Origin of the sequence: Nonomuraea roseoviolacea subsp. carminata (genome assembly GCF_024172185.1) — a bacterium.
Lineage (GTDB): Bacteria > Actinomycetota > Actinomycetes > Streptosporangiales > Streptosporangiaceae > Nonomuraea > Nonomuraea roseoviolacea.
The window spans coordinates 7,321,196-7,337,827 of record NZ_JAMZEC010000001.1; the positions used below are offsets into that span (position 1 = coordinate 7,321,196).

Sequence of the window (16,632 nt, forward strand, 5' to 3'; positions counted from 1 at the left end):
GTTCACAAGTGTGAACGAGCCCGCGATCGACCTGACCACGGTGAGCGTCGTCGTGTTCGACACCGACGGCGTGGTCACCGACACCGCGCGGGGCCACGCGGCCGCCTGGAAGCACGTCTTCGACGCCTTCCTGCGCGGCCGCTCGGCCCCCTTCGACATCCGGGACGACTACCTGCGCCACGTCGACGGCCGGCCCCGCCTGGACGGCATCCGCACGTTCCTGGCCTCGCGCGGCCTGGAGCTGCCGGAGGGCTCGCCCGACGACGAGCCGGGCGCGCCGACCGTCCACGGGCTCGGCCGGGCCAAGGACCGGCTGTTCCTCGACCAGGTGGACAAGTACGGCGTCGCCGCGTTCCCGTCCACCGTGGCGCTGCTGCACGAGCTGCGCCACCGGGGGGCGCGCACCGCGGCCGTCTCGGCCAGCATGCACGGCCGCAAGCTGATCACGTCGGCCGCCGTCACCCACCTGTTCGACGCGCACGTCGACGGCGACGACGCGGCCCTGCTGAACCTGCCCGGCCTGCCCGATCCCGCGCTGTTCCTTGAAGCCGCCCGCCGGCTCGCCGTGACGCCGTCGCGCGCCGCCGTGGTGGGGGCGGCGCTGCCGGGCGTCGAGGCGGCCCGCAAGGCCGGCTTCGGGCTCGTCGTCGCGGTCGGCCGGCCCGAGCTCGGCGACGAGCGGGCCGGCGAGCGGGGCGAGGAGCTGCGCGAGCACGGCGCGGACGTGGTCGTGGCCGACCTCGGCGAGCTCACCGTACGCGGGAGGGTCCTACCCTGGGGCACGTGACCGTGCTCATAGACCCCCCGAACTGGCCGGGCCCGCGCGGCCTGCTGTGGTCCCACCTGGTCAGCGATCACTCCCTGGAGGAGCTGCACGCCTTCGCCGCACTGCTGGGGGTGCCGGCGCGGGCGTTCGACCGCGACCACTACGACGTCCCGGAGACGGTCCACGCGCGGGCCGTGGAGCTGGGAGCCGAGGCGGTCGGCTCGCGGGAGCTGCTGCGCCGCCTCGTCGCCGCAGGCCTGCGCCGCCGCAAGCGCCACGGCCCTGTGCCCGGGTGAACACGGAGGGCCGGCCGCGGGCGGGCGCGGCCGAGCCGCCGCGTGTTCCCGGTTTTTCCGGCGACGCCTACGCGCTCAAGAGCTGTCTCGATCCGCGTGGCCTTCCGGGCCTCCCGAGCCCCCCTCCGGAGCGGCGGGATGGAGGATGTCGCCGGGACTGACGCCGACCGTGCCTGCGGCGGCGAGCGTGAGGGCGGCCGTGGCGGTCTCCTCCGCGGTGCCGGGCGGGACGACCAGCAAGGTGACAGGCTCGGTGCCGGCGAGGCTCAGGGTGACCAGGCTCGGGTCTGCGCTGCGGAACCAGCCCACCCTGACCTGGCGGCCGGGGGTCGGGATGCGGTGCGGAATGTGGTCCCACGCGTCCCGATGCACTCCGACCCGCAGGACGTTCCTGCCGGAACGCTCGCCGACGGCGGCGATGAGGGCGGGGAGCTCGGCGGCGGCGTCGCGGGTGCGGGGCCACCATGCCCCGTCGACGGTGCCCTTCCGGTCGAGGGCGGGATTCAGCCTGAGCCTGAGCTCGGGATGGGCGGTGGGGACGTCGGCGGTCGCGGCGCCCGGCTGTGGGGAGAGGATTGCTGTCATCATCGTTGCCTGGCCTGCTCAGGCCCTTGAAAGGGCCGACAATGGTCTATCGCCGCGGGTGACGCCGACCTGTGTGCCAACGCGCGAAATATCCTCGGTATTTGCAGTCTACCTGATTTCTGCTTGGTTTATTTGTTTTTGTTATCGATGGTGATGATAACCGGGATGGCAATTGCTTCTTTCTGATGTCGGATCGGAGGAGGACCATCGGAGTCAGGCCGTGCGACGGCCGCGGAACGCGACGCGGGCAGAGTGCCTGCCGCCCCGGCGGATCACAGTTCCTCCAGGTGGAAGCGCGAAGGGAGCCCGCTGTGAGCCCGACACGGAAGATCAGAGCCAAGGCGCGGGTCATCAAGGGCTGGATCATGGTGTATTTCGGCCGCGCGACCGGAAACCAGCAGCTGGAATCGGAGGGCATGGTCGTCGTCGACGGCAAAGGCGGCGACCACCCGGTTGCCGGCACTTAGTCGGCGGGCATATCGCCGGAGCCGGGTAATGGGCATGGCGCAACAATGGCGGTCCCCGATCAGGGGGCACGTCTTCGTCAGGGGGAATCGCGCCGACGAAGTCGCGCCTCAGGCGGGACCCGATGCCTGCGGAGCCGGCGCCTGCGGGAGCTCGGCGGCCTCGTGCCAGCCGGTGAGTCGGTGCCAGCCGGTGAGTACGAGCAGCCGTCGCACCTGCGGGGAGGGAGCCCGCATCGTCACAACGTGCCCGTCGGACAGTCCCGCGGCGACAGTGACCAAGGCGCGCAGCCCGCCGACGTCGATGAACGTCAGGCCACGCAGATCGACGCAGAAGCTGCCACGACCGGCCATCGCGGCCAGCGCCCGGGTCAGGACGGGAAGCGTGGCGCGGTCGAGTTCACCCTCGAGCCGCAGTCCCGGTGGATCGGTCAACGGGGTGATGCGCAGGACCTGTTCGGCCATCGTGACGCCCCTGCAGGCGAGGACCAGGGCTGCGGCGGGCTCGGCGGTGTCGCCTGTGTCCGTGACGTTCATGTCGGCTCCTATGAGCGATAAGGAACACGGAGCCGCGGGGGGATTCGCGTCAGGCGCGACCCCCTCGGGAGGGGCCCGGCGCGAGCGGAGCAGCCAGGTGTGCTGCCCCGATCATCCGGCGGGCTCGACGAGGCGGGAAGGAGCAATCTCCACCAGGCTCATCACCACCCGTGATCGCCGGCTCTGCCGCTGACGGCGGGCCGCCGTGCTGATACCCAGGCCGCGGCGGGCAGGCAGAGGACATACGCGCGTCGGAAGGACGGCAAGGTGCATGATGGCGAACCCCTTCCCCCCACGACCGCATGATCCGGACGATGACGTGGACCAGGCGCTGGCCGACGTCCTGAAGGCGGTCGGCGCGGCCTCGTGCGCTCTCGCCCTTCAGGACGCGATGAGCATGGCCTGGCACGGCGACCTGCGCCGACTCGCCGCCCGTCTGGAGGCGATGACGCCGGGCCGGCTCGCCGAGGTGGCCGCCGCCGCGCGGATGCTCGCTGTCGAGGCCGACCGGGCGCTCGTCAAGAGGGGGCCGAGCGGCCGTGCCGGCGAACGCGCTCCTATGTCCTGACCATCACGGCTGGTGATGAGGCTTGCTGGGATCGGAGGTTTCCGCTGCTCACGGCATCGCATTGACTGGTGGTGACCGGTCGGCGCAGCTTGCGTCGCCGTCACCGTGAGGGGGTCGTCATGGCCCTGGACGCAGAGGGGACGAACGTCGCCGCGCGCGCCGGCCAGAACGGCCAGGAGCCGCGCTGCGATCACATCGACCTGCTCCCGGCCGTGGAACCCGGGAAACGCGAATGCGTGCAATGTCTGGCCCTGGGGCGGCCCTGGACGCGGCTGCTGATGTGCCTGACCTGCGGGTGGGTGGCCTGTTCCGACAAATCGCACGGCGGCCACGCCCGCGCCCATTACCAGGAGACCGACCACCCGGTCGCCGCGGCCCTGGAGCCGCGCTCGGCCTGGCGTTGGTGCTACGTGCACCGGCGGACCGTGTAAGCGAAGCGAGACGAGAGATGTCGTGACTGTTGCCGAAAAGCCGGGCGAACCCCGGCAGGACAACGAAAAGCCAGGGGAAGCCCGGCGGAACAACGCAAGGGTGAGTGAGGCCCGGCAGAACTACGACGGGGCATCACCGTTCCCGGGCGCTGGAGAACACGCCCCGGCCGGTCGGGGCCAGGTGGCGTTGATGACGGCGATCGTCGTGCTGCCGTTCGTCGCGCTCGGTGTCGCGATCTTCCTGGCATGGGGGCGGGGAATCGCGCTCGTCGACCTGCTGCTGTCGGCGGGCTTCTACGCGGTGACCGGGCTGGGGGTGACGGTCGGGTTCCACCGGCTGATCACGCACGGCTCGTTCACCGCCCGGCCATGGCTGCGGGTGGCGCTGGGCTTGTCCGGGTCGATGAGCTTCCAGGGCAACGTCATCGACTGGGTGGCGGTGCATCGCCGCCATCATGCCTTCACCGACCGGCCAGGCGATCCGCACTCTCCCTACCGGTACGGCACCAGCCTGCGCGGGCAGCTTCGGGGGCTTGCCCACGCCCATCTGGGCTGGATGTTCGTCGACGATGCGACCTCGGCCGAGCGTTACGCCCCGGACCTGCTGGCCGACCCGGCCATGGTCCGGGTGGCGCGTGCCTTCCCCGCGTTGTGCGCGCTGTCGCTGACGCTGCCGTTCCTGGCCGGCTGGGCGATCTCGGGCTCCTTGTACGGAGGGCTCACCGCCTTCCTGTGGGCGGGGCTGGTCCGCGTCGCGCTGCTGCAGCATGTCACGTGGAGCGTCAACTCCCTGTGCCACGTCATCGGCAGCAGGCCGTTCAGGACCCGTCGCCACGATCGCTCGACCAACCTGTGGCCCCTGGCCCTGCTCTCCTTCGGCGAAAGCTGGCACAACGGTCATCACAGCGAACCGACCTGTGCGCGCCACGGCCTGGAGCGCGGCCAGATCGACCCGTCCGCCGGGCTGATCCGCCTGTTCGAACGGCTGGGCTGTGCCACCGACGTGCGCTGGCCCGATCCCCACCGCATCCAGCGCCGCCGTGCCGACGACCTCCAGCAGGCCCGCGCCCCGTCCTGAGGCGGACGCTCATCGGTTCCGGTGATGACCGGCACCACCGTTGCTCATTTCCCCCGCCCGGGCCGGGGGACACACTGAGGTTCCAAGCCGCCTGATCGCGGCGAGAGCCGAGTGGTGGAGGGAAAGCGCGATGACTCTGAGCTGGGAAATCGGCAACAAGGTCAAGGCCTTCAAAGGCTGGGCCAGGCGGCTCTTCGGCCGCTCCGGCGCCGGCCGGACCGGTCAGGTCGCCGGCGATCCGCGACAGGCCGGCGGGAAGAGCGAGGACGCCGCCAAGAGCTGAGCCCTCTCCGGCGGGCCGTCCGTGGGCCCGGGCCGCGAGCCGCACCCCGGCGAGCGGTACCGCCCCCCTCGGAACCCAAGTCGCGCGCCTAGAGTGGTGGAAGACGGTCCGGAGCGGCGCCGCCCGGTCGAGGGAGGGGCGGGCATGGAGCTACGTCAGCTGCGCTATTTCGTGACGCTGGCTGAGGAACTGCACTTCGGGCGGGCCGCGGCCCGCGAGCACATCGTGCAGTCCGCGTTGAGCCAGCAGGTGCAGCGGCTCGAACGCGAGCTGGGGGTGCGGCTGCTGGATCGCAGCACCCACCACGTCGACCTGACCCCGGCGGGCGCGGCCTTCCTCGCCGAGGCGCGCCAGATCCTCGACCACGTCAGCCGGGCCACGCAGGTCGCGCGCAACGCCGCCGCGTCGGCAGCCGTGCTCCGCGTCGGCATCATCGACGCGGGCTACGACACGATGCCACAGATTCTGCGCGAACTGCAGCGCAGCCATCCGGAGATCACCATCCACCAGGTCGAAGCGAGCTCTCCCGAGCAGTATCGGCAGCTTTCCGACGGTCGCCTGGACATCGGCATTGGACCTGACTCCCCGACCCTGGCCGAGGTGGCGTCCAGGCTGATCAGGCTCGACCCGCTCGGTGTGCTGGTGCCCTGCGACCACCGCTTCGCCGGCATGGACGCCGTGCCCGTAGCCGCCCTCGCCGATGAGCTGCTGCTGCTCGGCGAGGAGGAGCAGACCCCGGAGCTCAACCGGTTCGTCAGCGAGCTGTGCCGCTCGGCCGGGTTCGCGCCCACCCTCTACGAGGGGACGGTGCAGAGCACCCGCGCCGCCGCCGACCTCGTGCTCCAGCACCGCTGCGTGCACTGCGTCCCCTCCTCCTTCCGCACCTCCAACCGGCCGGGGACCACCTGGCGGCCCCTGACCGACCCCGTCACGCACTTCCGCTGGTCACTGCTGTGGCACGACGCGAACCCCTCGCCCCACCTCGCCGCCGTCATCGACAGCGCCAGACAGCTCGCCCAACGGCTCGGCTGGCTGCGTCCCGCGGAGCCGAGATCGTTCGCGGACGTCCCCGAGCGTCTGCTCCGGGACGACGAGATCGCCTGAGGCCGGAAGGACCGGGAGGCCCCGGGCCCGCGCGTCCCGGTGACGGACGGTCGGCGGGTCGTCATGGCCTCTCGCCCGCCCTGAGGGCCGCCAGCTCGGCGCGCAGGTTCGCGCGGGCCCGCTCCTCCCACAGCTCGTACGCCGCCCGCGTCCGGTACAGCCGCGGCGCCGCCAGCAGCCGCTCCAGCACGGCCGCCCGGCCCGCGCGGAACGGCTCGTCGGGCACGTGCGCGTACTCCTGCCGGATCCGGGCCGCGTAGGAGTCGTAATCCTCCCGGCGAGGTGACCCCAGCACGGCCAGGTCGGCGTCCGACAGCACCTCCCCGTTCGCGTCGCCCGGCGCGACCCGGTCGTGGGCGGCCGTCAGCCGGACCAGCCGGGCCACCTCGGCGACCCGCGCGGGCGGCACCCCGCACCGGGGCAGGCGGGCCTGGGCGAGCTGGGCGCTGCGCTCCTCGTCCCAGCCGGGCCGTCCGTCGTAGACGGCGTCGTGGAACCACGCGGCCAGACGCACGGCGGCGGGGTCGGCCGCGGCCCCCGCCAGCTCGTCGGCGGCGGCCAGCACGGCGGCCAGGTGGCCGAGCGTGTGGTAGCGGCGGTGCGGCTCGCTCCAGCGCGCCACCAGCTCCGCCCCGGTCGCCAGCGCCGCGGGGGAGTCGCCCACCAGGTCCGTCCAGCCGTTCTCCATGCGCCTCACCCTAGGCCCCGCGCCGCGCGCCGCCGGGTGCGCTCAGCGGGCCAGCTCGGCGGAGGAGGCGTCGGGCACGCGGCTGCGGCCGAGGTCGGCGCGGCGGCCCGCGGCGGCCCCGTCGTGATAACCGGTGCCGCTCATCCGCGGCACCGTCACCCGGATCCGCGGATAGCGCGCCGCCACCGCCCGCTCCACCTCGGCCCGCCGGTCGGCCAGCACCAGCGCGGTGCTCCCGGACGGGGCGACGTGCTCGGCCTCGGCGCGCCGCTCGGCCTCGCGCAGCAGCCGGTACACCTCGTCGGCGAAGCCCAGCAGCCACGAGCGCCGGTACGCGCGGGCGGCGGCCGCCTCGGCCGGCGGGCGGGTGCGCGCGAGCCCGGAGGCCATCTGCAGCAGCAGCGACGTCGCGAGCACGTCGGCGCGTTCCAGGTCGGCGGCGAAGCCGAAGATGTGCACGCGGTGCCCGCCGTCACCGCGCCCGATGAGCAGCGGCCGGCAGCGCACGGCCTGCGCCACCAGCCCCACGAGGCGGGCCTTCTCCCGCGCCCACGGGGCCGGCAGCGTGACGATCCGGTCGCCGGGGGCCTGGCGCTGCTCGCCGGGGTCGAGGGCGTCGATGCCGTACTTGGCCATGAGCGCCGAGGCCGCCGCCATGAACGTGGCGCGCTCGTGCTCGTTGTCGGTGCGTTCGGCCTTGGCCAGGAGCTTCCTGACCCGTTCGAGCGTGCGCTCCCTCACCCGGCCTCCCGCGCCCTCAGGACTTGGTCAGCACCCGCCCGTCGGCGCCGAGGGCCGGGAAGGCCCCTGTGTCGACGATGCCGTGCTGCTGGTACAGAGCCTCGATGAGGGCGTGCGCCTCCGGCTCCAGCTTCCACAGGGCACGATACTGGCGCGCGGTGACCAGCGAGATGCCGATCTCCTGGGCGATGTCCACGGTGCGCGGCACGATGCCCTTGGCGATCTGCCGGTCCCAGTAGTCGCGGGCGGCCCGCATGAGCGCGGCCCGCTGGGCGGTGTCGACCACCTGCGGGGTGGTGTCGAGCACGGTGACGTCCTCGTCCTCGTCCTCCACCAGCTCGGCCAGCGCGGCCGGGAGGGCGGGGCGGGCCGGCACGGGGTGGTGGTCGGCGTGCGGCTCCCACGGCACGCGCGGGTCGGCGTCGATGAGCGCGGTGGTGTTGTACAGGGCCGCGATCTGGGCGAGCAGCGCCTCCTGGCGGGCCGGGTCCACGGCCAGGCCGGTGTGCTCGACGGCCTGGTCCATGGCCTTGTCGAGGCGGGCCAGCGCGGCGCGCATCTTGCGGTCGGACGCGCCGGCCTCGCGCAGCGCCTTGGCCTTCTTGGCGGCCAGCGCGACGCGGGTGAGCCGGCGATGGGCGTCGACCTCGCTCGCGGTGCGGTCGCTCACCTCGGCCAGGCCGACGCGCACCAGCAGCCGCTCGGGCGTGAGCCGCCAGTTGATGCGGCCGGTGCCGCGGATGCGGTGCCGTTCGATGGCCATGCCGCGCTCCCACAGCCAGGCGGCGACGAGCGGCGCGGCGAGCCGGAAGACCGCCTCGGGCAGGCTGCGCGCGTCCATGCTGGACAGCACGGCCGTCAGGCAGGTCAGCGCCCACACGGCGATGCCGTCGATGCCGGCGGAGAAGTTCTCGCGCATGTTGCGGCGGGCGCGCACGGCCGAGGTGATGATGGCCACCTCGATGAACGCGAACAACAGCAGCCGCAGCGGGCCGTCCAGGCCGAGCACGTCACCGGAGAAGCGCCACATGCCCTGCGCCGACACGCCGGTCGCGATGGACGCGGCGACGATCGTCAGGATGTCCTCGACCGGGCGCGGCGAGACGTAGCGGGCGATGAGGAACGCTCCAGCCCGCCAGGCGACCCGGAGCAGGAGGAAGGCGGCGCCCAGGGCGAGCAGGCCCAGGAGCGCGATGACAGCGGTGGCGACCGGCTTATCCGTGACGAAGGCGGCTATTTCCTCGAATGTGGGCATCAGTCACTGTCCGTGGGGGGCTACATACTCAGGCTGTCCAACGACGAGATCATCGCAGAATGTCGCCATCTTGTACGCCAAACAGCCGCTGCCGCCCCATTTTGCCCGGGTTTATCGCAGCTCGCCATGCCCCCAACGGCATCAGCGGCCTCGTCAGGCCCCCGCGAGCGTCGCGGAGACCAGCGCCCGGGCCTCCTCCTGGACCTTGGCCAGGTGCTCCGGTCCCTTGAACGACTCGCCGTAGATCTTGTACACGTCCTCGGTGCCCGACGGCCGCGCCGCGAACCACGCGCTCTCGGTGGCCACCTTCACCCCGCCGAGCGCCGCGTCGTTGCCCGGCGCGCGGGTCAGCACCGACGTGATCGGCTCCCCGGCCAGGCTGGTCGCCGTCACCTGGTCGGCCGACAGCCGGCCCAGCACCGCCTTCTCCTCGCGCGTCGCCGGCGCGTCCACCCGGGCGTAGGCCGGGTCGCCGAAGCGGGCGGTCAGCTCCCGGTAGCGGGCGCTCGGCGACGCGCCGGTCACCGCCGTGATCTCCGAGGCGAGCAGCGCCAGGATGATGCCGTCCTTGTCGGTCGTCCACACCGAGCCGTCGCGGCGCAGGAACGACGCGCCGGCGCTCTCCTCGCCGCCGAACCCGAGCGAGCCGTCGAGCAGCCCGGGCACGAACCACTTGAACCCGACCGGCACCTCGTACAGGCGCCGCCCCAGCGACTGCGCCACCCGGTCGATGATCGAGCTGCTCACCATCGTCTTGCCCACCCCGGCGCCGGCCGGCCAGCCGTCGCGGTGCGCGTACAGGTAGTCGATCGCGACCGCCAGGTAGTGGTTGGGGTTGAGCAGCCCGCCGTCCGGGGTGACGACCCCGTGCCGGTCGGCGTCGGCGTCGTTGCCGGTCGCGACGTCGAAGCGGTCGCGGCCGGCGATCAGCGACGCCATTGCGTACGGCGACGAGCAGTCCATGCGGATCTTGCCGTCCCAGTCGAGCGTCATGAACCGCCACGTCGGGTCCACCAGCGGGTTGACCACGGTGAGGTCCAGCCGGTGCCGCTCGGCGATCTCGCCCCAGTAGGCCACGCTCGCCCCGCCCAGCGGGTCGGCGCCGATCCGCACCCCGGCCGCGCGGATCGCGTCGAGGTCCACCACGGACGGCAGGTCGTCCACGTACGCGCCGAGGAAGTCGTGGCGGCCCGCCTCGCGCCGCGCCCTGGTGTACGGCACGCGCTTCACCCCGGCCAGCCCGGCGGCCAGCAGCTCGTTGGCCCGGTCCTGGATCCACGAGGTGGCCCCGGTGTCGGCCGGCCCGCCGTTGGGCGGGTTGTACTTGAAGCCGCCGTCGGCCGGCGGGTTGTGCGACGGCGTGACCACGACGCCGTCGGCCAGCCCGGTCGAGCGGCCCCGGTTGTGGGTGAGGATCGCGTGCGAGACGGCCGGCGTCGGCGTGTAGCCGTCGCGGGAGTCCACCAGCACGTCCACCCCGTTGGCCACCAGCACCTCCAGCGCCGACACCCGGGCCGGCTCCGACAGCGCATGCGTGTCGGCGCCGAGGAACAGCGGCCCGTCGGTGCCCTGGGCCGCGCGGTACTCGCAGATCGCCTGGGTGGTGGCCAGGATGTGGTCCTCGTTGAAGGCGGTGTCGAGCGCGGAGCCGCGGTGCCCGGAGGTGCCGAACGCCACCCGCTGCGCCACCTCCCCGGGATCCGGGTGGAGGGCGTAATAGGCGGTGACCAGCCGGGCGACGTCGACGAGGTCGGCGGGCTGGGCGGGCGTTCCGGCGCGGTCGTGGCTCATGTTCCCACCTTACAAACGCCCCTCGCGGATGCCTCGGCGATCTCCCGTGTCGCGTGACGACCCCCCGGGGAGCCGCGGTTAGACTCGCGCTCACCAGACCAGAACGGAGCTCGGTCACCATGCGCATCGGACTGTTCCTGAACGAGCCCACGGGCCCGGACCCCATCAAGGAGCTGGGCGACGGCATCGCCGCGGCGCGCGACGCGGGCTTCGCCTCGGCGTGGATGTCGCACATCTTCGGCCTCGACGCGCTCACCGCCCTGGCCGTCGCGGGGGCCCGCACGCCGGGCATCGAGCTCGGCACCGCCGTGGTGCCCACCTACCCGCGCCACCCGGCCGCGCTCGCCCAGCAGGCGATGACCGCCAACGCCGCGCTCGGCGGCCGGCTGACGCTCGGCATCGGCCTGTCGCACCAGGTCGTCATCGAGAACATGTTCGGCTACAGCTTCGAGCGCCCGGCCCGGCACATGGCCGAGTACCTCGACATCCTGCTGCCCGCCACCCGCGGCGAGCACGTCCACGTCCAGGGCGAGACGCTGAAGGCCGACATCCGGCTGAGCACGCCCGGTGCCGGCATGCCGGTCCTCATCGCCGCGCTCGCGCCGCGCATGCTCAAGCTGGCCGGCTCCCGCGCCGACGGCACCGTGCTGTGGATGACCGGCCCGCGGACCGTCACCCGGCACGTCGTCCCGGCCATCACCGCCGCCGCAGAGGAGGCGGGCCGCCCGCGGCCGCGCGTCGTCTGCGCCCTGCCGGTCTGCGTCACCGACGACCCCGAGGCCGCGCGGGCCCGCGCCGACGAGGTCTTCTCCATGTACGGCCAGCTCCCGTCGTACCGCGCCATGCTCGACAAGGAAGGCGTCTCGGGGCCCGGCGAGGTGGCCGTCGTGGGCGACGAGGACTCCGTGCTGGCCCAGCTCGACGAGCTGCGCCGGGCCGGCGTGACGGACTTCGTGGCCTCGCCCTACTCCAAGAGCGAGCGCACGCTCGCGCTGCTCGGCCGGCTCCTCTGACGGCGGCCCGGCTCTCCTGACGGCGGCTCGGGCCCCGCCGGAAGGCCGACGGCGCGTCGGGGAGCCCGCCGGGAGGCGCGCGCCTAGACTTCCACAAGGTGAAGCGCTTGCTGCATGGCATCGACGTGTCCAACTGGCAGGGCCGGGTCGACTGGGCCCACCACGCCGAGGAGGGCGTCGCCTTCGCCTTCGCCAAGGCCACAGAGGGCGGCGACTTCACCGACCGCTACTTCAGCCGCAACTGGCAGGGCATGCGGGAGAACTGGGTCGTCTGCGGCGCCTACCACTTCGCCCGGCCCAAGGGCGACGCGGCCGAGCACGCCCGCCACTTCCTCGCCGCCCTGCGCCGCGCCGGCGGGCTGCGCCGCGGCGACCTGATCGCGCTCGACCTGGAGGCCAGCGACGGCCTGAAGCCCGAGCAGGTCGCCCGGCACGCCCGCCGCTGGTTGCGCTACGTCGAGCTGCACGCGGGCGTGCGCCCGTTCGTCTACACGTATCCGTCGTTCGCGCACTCCGGCCACTGCGCCGGCCTGGAGGGCTACCCGCTGTGGATCGCCAGCCCCAGCCACGCCCGCGGCGACCCGCAGGTGCCCGCGCCGTGGGGGGAGTGGACGATCCACCAGTACTCCAGCCGGCCCGTGGACCGCAACGTGTTCGACGGCAGCCGCCAAGCACTGACCAGGCTGGGGTATCACCCGCGATAGCATCGGTTTCCATCACCGCCGGACGCCATCCGGGCCACCCGGCGCCTAGCATCAGGGAGCCACCGTGTCAGCCGAGCTACACATCACCCTCGCCGGAGCCGAGCGTGTGGTGGCGGCCGGCACGACGGCCGGCGACGCGCTGGAGGCCGACGGCCGCACCGTCATCGCCGCCCGGGTCAACGGCGAGCAGCGCGACCTCGCCTGGCGGCTCGCCGACGGCGACGTGGTGGAGCCGATCGAGATCTCCAGCGCCGAGGGCCGGGCCATCGTGCGCCACTCGACCGCCCACGTCATGGCCCAGGCGGTCCAGGAGCTGTTCCCCGAGGCCAAGCTGGGCATCGGGCCGCCCGTCGACAACGGCTTCTACTACGACTTCGACGTCGAGCACGCCTTCCAGCCCGACGACCTCAAGCGCATCGAGAAGCGCATGCGCGAGATCGTCAAGGAGGGCCAGCTGTTCTCCCGCCGCCCCGTCGGCGACGACGAGGCCCGCGAGGAGCTGGCCGGCGAGCCGTACAAGCTGGAGCTCATCGGGCTCAAGGGCGGCGCGGCCGACGAGGAGTCGGTCGAGGTCGGCGCGGGCCAGCTCACCATCTACGACAACCTCGACGCCAAGAGCGGCGAGCTGCGCTGGAAGGACCTGTGCCGCGGCCCGCACGTGCCGTCCACCCGGTCCATCCCGGCGTTCAAGCTCATGCGCTCCGGCGGCGCCTACTGGCGCGGCAGCGAGAAGAACCCGCAGCTCCAGCGCATCTACGGCACCGCCTGGGAGTCCCGCGACAAGCAGGACGAATACCTCAAGCTGCTCGAAGAGGCCGAGAAGCGCGACCACCGCCGGCTGGGCGCCGAGCTCGACCTGTTCAGCTTCCCGCCGGAGCTGGGCAGCGGCCTGCCGATCTTCCATCCCAAGGGCGGGATCATCCGCAAGGAGATGGAGGACTACATGCGCCGCCGGCAGGCCGAGGCCGGCTACGAGTTCGTCAACACCCCGCACATCACCAAGTCGTCGCTGTTCGAGACCTCCGGCCACCTGCCGTGGTACGCCGACGACATGTTCCCGGCCTTCGAGCTGGAGGGCGTCGACTACCGCGTCAAGCCGATGAACTGCCCCATGCACAACCTGATCTTCAGGGCGCGCGGGCGGTCCTACCGCGAGCTGCCGCTGCGGCTGTGCGAGTTCGGCTCGGTCTACCGCTACGAGAAGTCCGGCGTGGTCCACGGGCTCACCCGGGTGCGCGGCATGACGCAGGACGACGCGCACATCTACACCACCCGCGAGCAGATGGCCGACGAGATCAAGTCGCTGCTGCGGTTCGTGCTCAGCGTGCTGCGCGACTTCGGCCTGTCCGACTTCTACCTGGAGCTGTCCACCCGCGACGACTCCGAGAAGTTCATCGGCGACCCGGCCGAGTGGGACGAGGCGACCGAGGCGCTGCGCCAGGTGGCCACCGAGTCGGGCCTGGAGCTGGTGGCCGACCCGGGCGGCGCGGCCTTCTACGGCCCGAAGATCTCGGTGCAGGCCAAGGACGCGATCGGCCGCACCTGGCAGCTGTCGACCATCCAGCTCGACCTCAACCAGCCCAAGCGCTTCGGGCTGGAGTACCAGGCGGCCGACGGCAGCCGGCAGACGCCGGTCATGATCCACCGGGCGCTGTTCGGCTCGGTCGAGCGCTTCCTCGGCGTGCTGACCGAGCACTACGCGGGCGCCTTCCCTCCGTGGCTGGCGCCGGTGCAGGTCGTCGGCATCCCGATCGCCGACGCCCACGCCTCCTACCTCAACGACGTCGCCAAGCGGCTGCGTGAGCGGGGCGTCCGGGTGGAGGTCGACACCTCCGACGACCGCATGCAGAAGAAGATCCGCAACGCGCAGAAGGCCAAGGTGCCGTTCATGCTGCTGGCCGGTGACGACGACGTCGCCAAGGGCGCGGTGTCGTTCCGCTACCGCAGCGGCGAGCAGAAGAACGGCGTGCCGGTGGACGACGCGGTCGAGGAGATCGTCTCGGCGGTGGAGCGCCGGATCCAGGTCTGACGCCACGCCGCCATAGGGCCCCCTCCCACGCCCGGGAGGGGGCCCTATGCTGCTAGATATGCACGATCAGCCAGGAGCGGGCGAGCCCGACAACTTCGAGCGGCTGTGGACCCCGCACCGCATGGCCTACATCAAGGGCGAGGGCAAGCCGAGCGGCACCGGCGCCGGCGACGGGTGCCCCTTCGACGCCATCCCGCGGATGAGCGACGAGGACGGCCTGGTGGTGGCCCGCGGCGAGGTGGTCTACGCGGTGCTCAACCTCTACCCGTACAACTCGGGTCACCTCATGGTCGTGCCGTACCGCCACGTGTCCGACTACGACGAGCTGGACCGGGCCGAGGTGCTGGAGCTGGGGGAGTTCACCCAGCGGGCGCTGCGGGCCCTGCGCAGGGCGTCGGGCGCGCAGGGCTTCAACGTCGGGCTCAACCTCGGCGACGTCGCGGGCGCGGGCATCGCCGCCCACCTGCACCAGCACGTGGTGCCGCGCTGGGGCGGCGACACCAACTTCATGCCGGTGGTGGCCCGCACCAAGGTGCTGCCGCAGCTCCTGCGCGACACCCGCGACCTGCTCGCGAGCGCCTGGGACTGACCGACCCTCCGGGGGCGGTCAGCGCACGGTGACCCTGGCGGCGCCGCTCTCGTGCTGGAGCCGGTCCAGGGCCGTCACGAGGTACGTGCCGGGCTTGTTCGCGGCGAACGACGGCGAGGTGACCAGCGCCACCAGGTCGCGGGCGTCCACGGTGTGGCAGTCGGCGCCCGAGGCGGGCAGCCGGTAGACCGCGTAGGCGCGCGCCCCCTCCGACGGCGTCCACGTCAGCGCGGCCCCCTCGCCCTTGCCCTCGCCGGCCTTGAGGCCCACCGGCGTGGCCGGGGCGTCGCCGCCGCGCTCCTTGATCAGCGGCAGCAGCGCGGGCCGGGCGTAGTGGGCGGCCACCACGCGGTCCATGGCGCCGAGCGGGTTGTCCAGGACGTTCTTGGCGCTGAAGTAGACGTCGCCCTCGACCTGCTGGTGCCCGCGGTTGAGCGTGAGCTGCGCCGACAGCTCGCCCGGCTTGGACCACGCCTTGTCGGTGCGCGTGCCGACCTGGTAGGCGGCCTGGCCGATGTAGAGGTCGACGCCGGTGCCCTTGACCTGGCGCGCCCACCACGGCATGAGCGCCTTGTAGTCGGCCGCCTTGAAGCCGATCGGCCAGTAGAGCTGCGGCAGCACGTAGTCGACCGTGCCCGCCTTGATCCAGGCGCGGGCGTCGGCGTAGATGCTGTCGTAGGCCGACATGCCCGACGTGGCCGAGCCGGCCGGGTCCTGCGCCTTGTTACGCCAGATCCCGAACGGGCTGATGCCGAACTTCACGTGCTTCTTGGCCGCGTGGACCGCCGCGTCGACCTCGGCGACCAGCGTGTTGACGTTCTGGCGGCGCCAGTCGGCCAGGCTCCGGCCCTTGCCGTACTTGGCGAAGGCGGCCCGGTCGTCGAAGGCCCCGCCCTGGCCCGGGTACGGGTAGAAGTAGTCGTCGAAGTGGACCCCGTCGACGTCGTAGCGCTTGACCACGTCGGTGACGACCTTGACGACGTGCTCGCGCACCTGCGGCAGGCCCGGGTTGTAGTACAGGCGGCCGTCGTAGGAGACGGTCCAGCCGGGATGCTCACGCGCCGGGTGGCCGGCGGGCAGCTTGCCCGCGCCGCCGTCGTAGGAGGCGCGGTACGGGTTGAACCAGGCGTGGAACTCCAGCCCCCGCTTGTGCGCCTCGGCGATGAGGAACGGCAGCGGGTCCCAGCCCGGGTCCTTGCCCACCGTGCCGGTGAGGTACTGCGACCACGGCTCCAGCGACGAGCGGTAGAGCGCGTCGGAGGCCGGCCGCACCTGGACGAACACCGCGTTGAGCCGGCGCTTGGCCGCGCCGTCGAGGATGCGGACGTACTCGGCGCGCTGCCGATCGGGCGTCAGCCCCGTCCTGGACGGCCAGTCGATGTTCTTGACCGTCGCGATCCAGACGCCGCGCAACTGCCGCTTCGGGTAGCGGGCGTCGGCCTTGCACGAGGCCGGCGGAGCGGCGGCCGTCTTCTTCTTGGCTGATCCCGCCGCGGGCGGCTCACCGGGGCCGGGGCCGAGGACGAAAGCGGCACCCGTGGTGAGGACGGCCAGAGCGGCGGCGGCGAGCAGAGGGCGTCCGGTACGCATAATGCCCCCAGTCTCGCACCCCGTCCCGGATGCTCCGGCCGGAAAAAAGAAATCTATTCGTGATGCGGGAGTGAAGGAAGGGCATGGAAAGGGGCGCGCCGGCGGTGGCGCGCCCCGCTC

19 protein-coding genes are annotated in these 16,632 nt (G+C 72.6%); 12 read left to right on the forward strand and 7 right to left on the reverse strand.

What is annotated here, in order from left to right; translation table 11 throughout:
- Positions 1-10: 10 nt before the first annotated feature.
- Together HD595_RS34020 and HD595_RS34025 are read left to right on the forward strand one after the other, a co-directional pair.
- Positions 11-787, forward strand: a complete 777-nt coding sequence (locus HD595_RS34020; RefSeq protein WP_253776303.1) for an HAD family hydrolase — start codon at positions 11-13, stop codon at positions 785-787.
- Entirely contained in the window at positions 784-1,062 is a 279-nt protein-coding gene (locus HD595_RS34025) for a DUF4031 domain-containing protein (RefSeq protein WP_253776305.1), read from the forward strand. The genes HD595_RS34020 and HD595_RS34025 overlap by 4 nt, the downstream gene beginning before the upstream one ends.
- Positions 1,063-1,137: 75 nt before the next feature.
- Here HD595_RS34025 and HD595_RS34030 read toward each other — a convergent pair whose 3' ends face one another.
- Positions 1,138-1,650 carry a DUF5994 family protein gene (locus tag HD595_RS34030; protein WP_253776307.1) on the reverse strand — a complete coding sequence of 171 codons (513 nt, stop codon included), beginning with the start codon at positions 1,648-1,650 and terminating at the stop codon, positions 1,138-1,140.
- A 308-nt stretch (positions 1,651-1,958) separates the two neighbouring features.
- Between HD595_RS34030 and HD595_RS34035 the strand changes: the two genes are divergently transcribed.
- The gene (locus tag HD595_RS34035; RefSeq protein WP_253776309.1) at positions 1,959-2,114 is read left to right on the forward strand and encodes a hypothetical protein; all 156 of its coding nucleotides are present in this window, start codon (positions 1,959-1,961) and stop codon (positions 2,112-2,114) included.
- 108 nt (positions 2,115-2,222) lie between these two features.
- On the opposite strand, the gene HD595_RS34040 is transcribed toward HD595_RS34035, so the two are convergent.
- Positions 2,223-2,648, reverse strand: a complete 426-nt coding sequence (locus tag HD595_RS34040; protein ID WP_253776311.1) for an STAS domain-containing protein — start codon at positions 2,646-2,648, stop codon at positions 2,223-2,225.
- A 271-nt stretch (positions 2,649-2,919) separates the two neighbouring features.
- Here HD595_RS34040 and HD595_RS34045 point away from each other — a divergent pair, with 271 nt between their 5' ends.
- The 5 genes from HD595_RS34045 to HD595_RS34065 all read left to right on the forward strand — a co-directional run bounded on the left by HD595_RS34045 (position 2,920) and on the right by HD595_RS34065 (position 6,112).
- Positions 2,920-3,216 carry a hypothetical protein gene (locus tag HD595_RS34045; RefSeq protein WP_253776313.1) on the forward strand — a complete coding sequence of 99 codons (297 nt, stop codon included), beginning with the start codon at positions 2,920-2,922 and terminating at the stop codon, positions 3,214-3,216.
- Between the two features lie 119 nt (positions 3,217-3,335).
- The gene (locus HD595_RS34050) at positions 3,336-3,647 is read left to right on the forward strand and encodes a UBP-type zinc finger domain-containing protein (protein WP_253776315.1); all 312 of its coding nucleotides are present in this window, start codon (positions 3,336-3,338) and stop codon (positions 3,645-3,647) included.
- Between the two features lie 190 nt (positions 3,648-3,837).
- A complete protein-coding gene (locus tag HD595_RS34055) occupies positions 3,838-4,725 on the forward strand; it encodes an acyl-CoA desaturase (protein WP_253776317.1) in 888 nt (295 codons plus the stop codon).
- Between the two features lie 130 nt (positions 4,726-4,855).
- Positions 4,856-5,008 (forward strand): hypothetical protein, encoded by a 153-nt coding sequence (locus HD595_RS34060; RefSeq protein WP_253776319.1) that lies wholly within the window; start codon positions 4,856-4,858, stop codon positions 5,006-5,008.
- A gap of 144 nt (positions 5,009-5,152) precedes the next feature.
- The gene (locus tag HD595_RS34065; protein ID WP_253776321.1) at positions 5,153-6,112 is read left to right on the forward strand and encodes a LysR family transcriptional regulator; all 960 of its coding nucleotides are present in this window, start codon (positions 5,153-5,155) and stop codon (positions 6,110-6,112) included.
- 61 nt (positions 6,113-6,173) lie between these two features.
- On the opposite strand, the gene HD595_RS34070 is transcribed toward HD595_RS34065, so the two are convergent.
- From HD595_RS34070 to pgm, 4 genes are all read right to left on the reverse strand, one after another.
- The gene (locus HD595_RS34070; protein WP_253776323.1) at positions 6,174-6,800 is read right to left on the reverse strand and encodes an HD domain-containing protein; all 627 of its coding nucleotides are present in this window, start codon (positions 6,798-6,800) and stop codon (positions 6,174-6,176) included.
- A 42-nt stretch (positions 6,801-6,842) separates the two neighbouring features.
- Positions 6,843-7,541, reverse strand: a complete 699-nt coding sequence (locus HD595_RS34075; RefSeq protein WP_253776325.1) for a DUF2786 domain-containing protein — start codon at positions 7,539-7,541, stop codon at positions 6,843-6,845.
- Positions 7,542-7,557: 16 nt separating this feature from the next.
- A complete protein-coding gene (locus HD595_RS34080; RefSeq protein ID WP_253776327.1) occupies positions 7,558-8,796 on the reverse strand; it encodes a hypothetical protein in 1,239 nt (412 codons plus the stop codon).
- A gap of 153 nt (positions 8,797-8,949) precedes the next feature.
- On the reverse strand, positions 8,950-10,587 hold the full coding sequence (pgm, locus tag HD595_RS34085; RefSeq protein ID WP_253776329.1) for a phosphoglucomutase (alpha-D-glucose-1,6-bisphosphate-dependent): 1,638 nt from the start codon (positions 10,585-10,587) through the stop codon (positions 8,950-8,952).
- A gap of 119 nt (positions 10,588-10,706) precedes the next feature.
- Here pgm and HD595_RS34090 point away from each other — a divergent pair, with 119 nt between their 5' ends.
- The 4 genes from HD595_RS34090 to HD595_RS34105 all read left to right on the forward strand — a co-directional run bounded on the left by HD595_RS34090 (position 10,707) and on the right by HD595_RS34105 (position 14,922).
- The gene (locus HD595_RS34090) at positions 10,707-11,600 is read left to right on the forward strand and encodes an LLM class F420-dependent oxidoreductase (RefSeq protein ID WP_253776331.1); all 894 of its coding nucleotides are present in this window, start codon (positions 10,707-10,709) and stop codon (positions 11,598-11,600) included.
- A 98-nt stretch (positions 11,601-11,698) separates the two neighbouring features.
- The gene (locus HD595_RS34095; protein WP_253776333.1) at positions 11,699-12,304 is read left to right on the forward strand and encodes a glycoside hydrolase family 25 protein; all 606 of its coding nucleotides are present in this window, start codon (positions 11,699-11,701) and stop codon (positions 12,302-12,304) included.
- A 64-nt stretch (positions 12,305-12,368) separates the two neighbouring features.
- Positions 12,369-14,333: a threonine--tRNA ligase gene (thrS, locus tag HD595_RS34100; protein ID WP_253776335.1), complete on the forward strand. Its 1,965-nt coding sequence runs from the start codon at positions 12,369-12,371 to the stop codon at positions 14,331-14,333.
- A 58-nt stretch (positions 14,334-14,391) separates the two neighbouring features.
- Positions 14,392-14,922, forward strand: a complete 531-nt coding sequence (locus HD595_RS34105; RefSeq protein ID WP_253776337.1) for an HIT family protein — start codon at positions 14,392-14,394, stop codon at positions 14,920-14,922.
- An 18-nt stretch (positions 14,923-14,940) separates the two neighbouring features.
- Here the strand turns inward: HD595_RS34105 and HD595_RS34110 are convergent, their stop codons facing one another.
- Complete coding sequence (locus HD595_RS34110) at positions 14,941-16,512, reverse strand: glycoside hydrolase family 10-like protein (RefSeq protein WP_253776339.1); 1,572 nt, start codon at positions 16,510-16,512, stop codon at positions 14,941-14,943.
- Positions 16,513-16,632 lie beyond the last annotated feature (120 nt).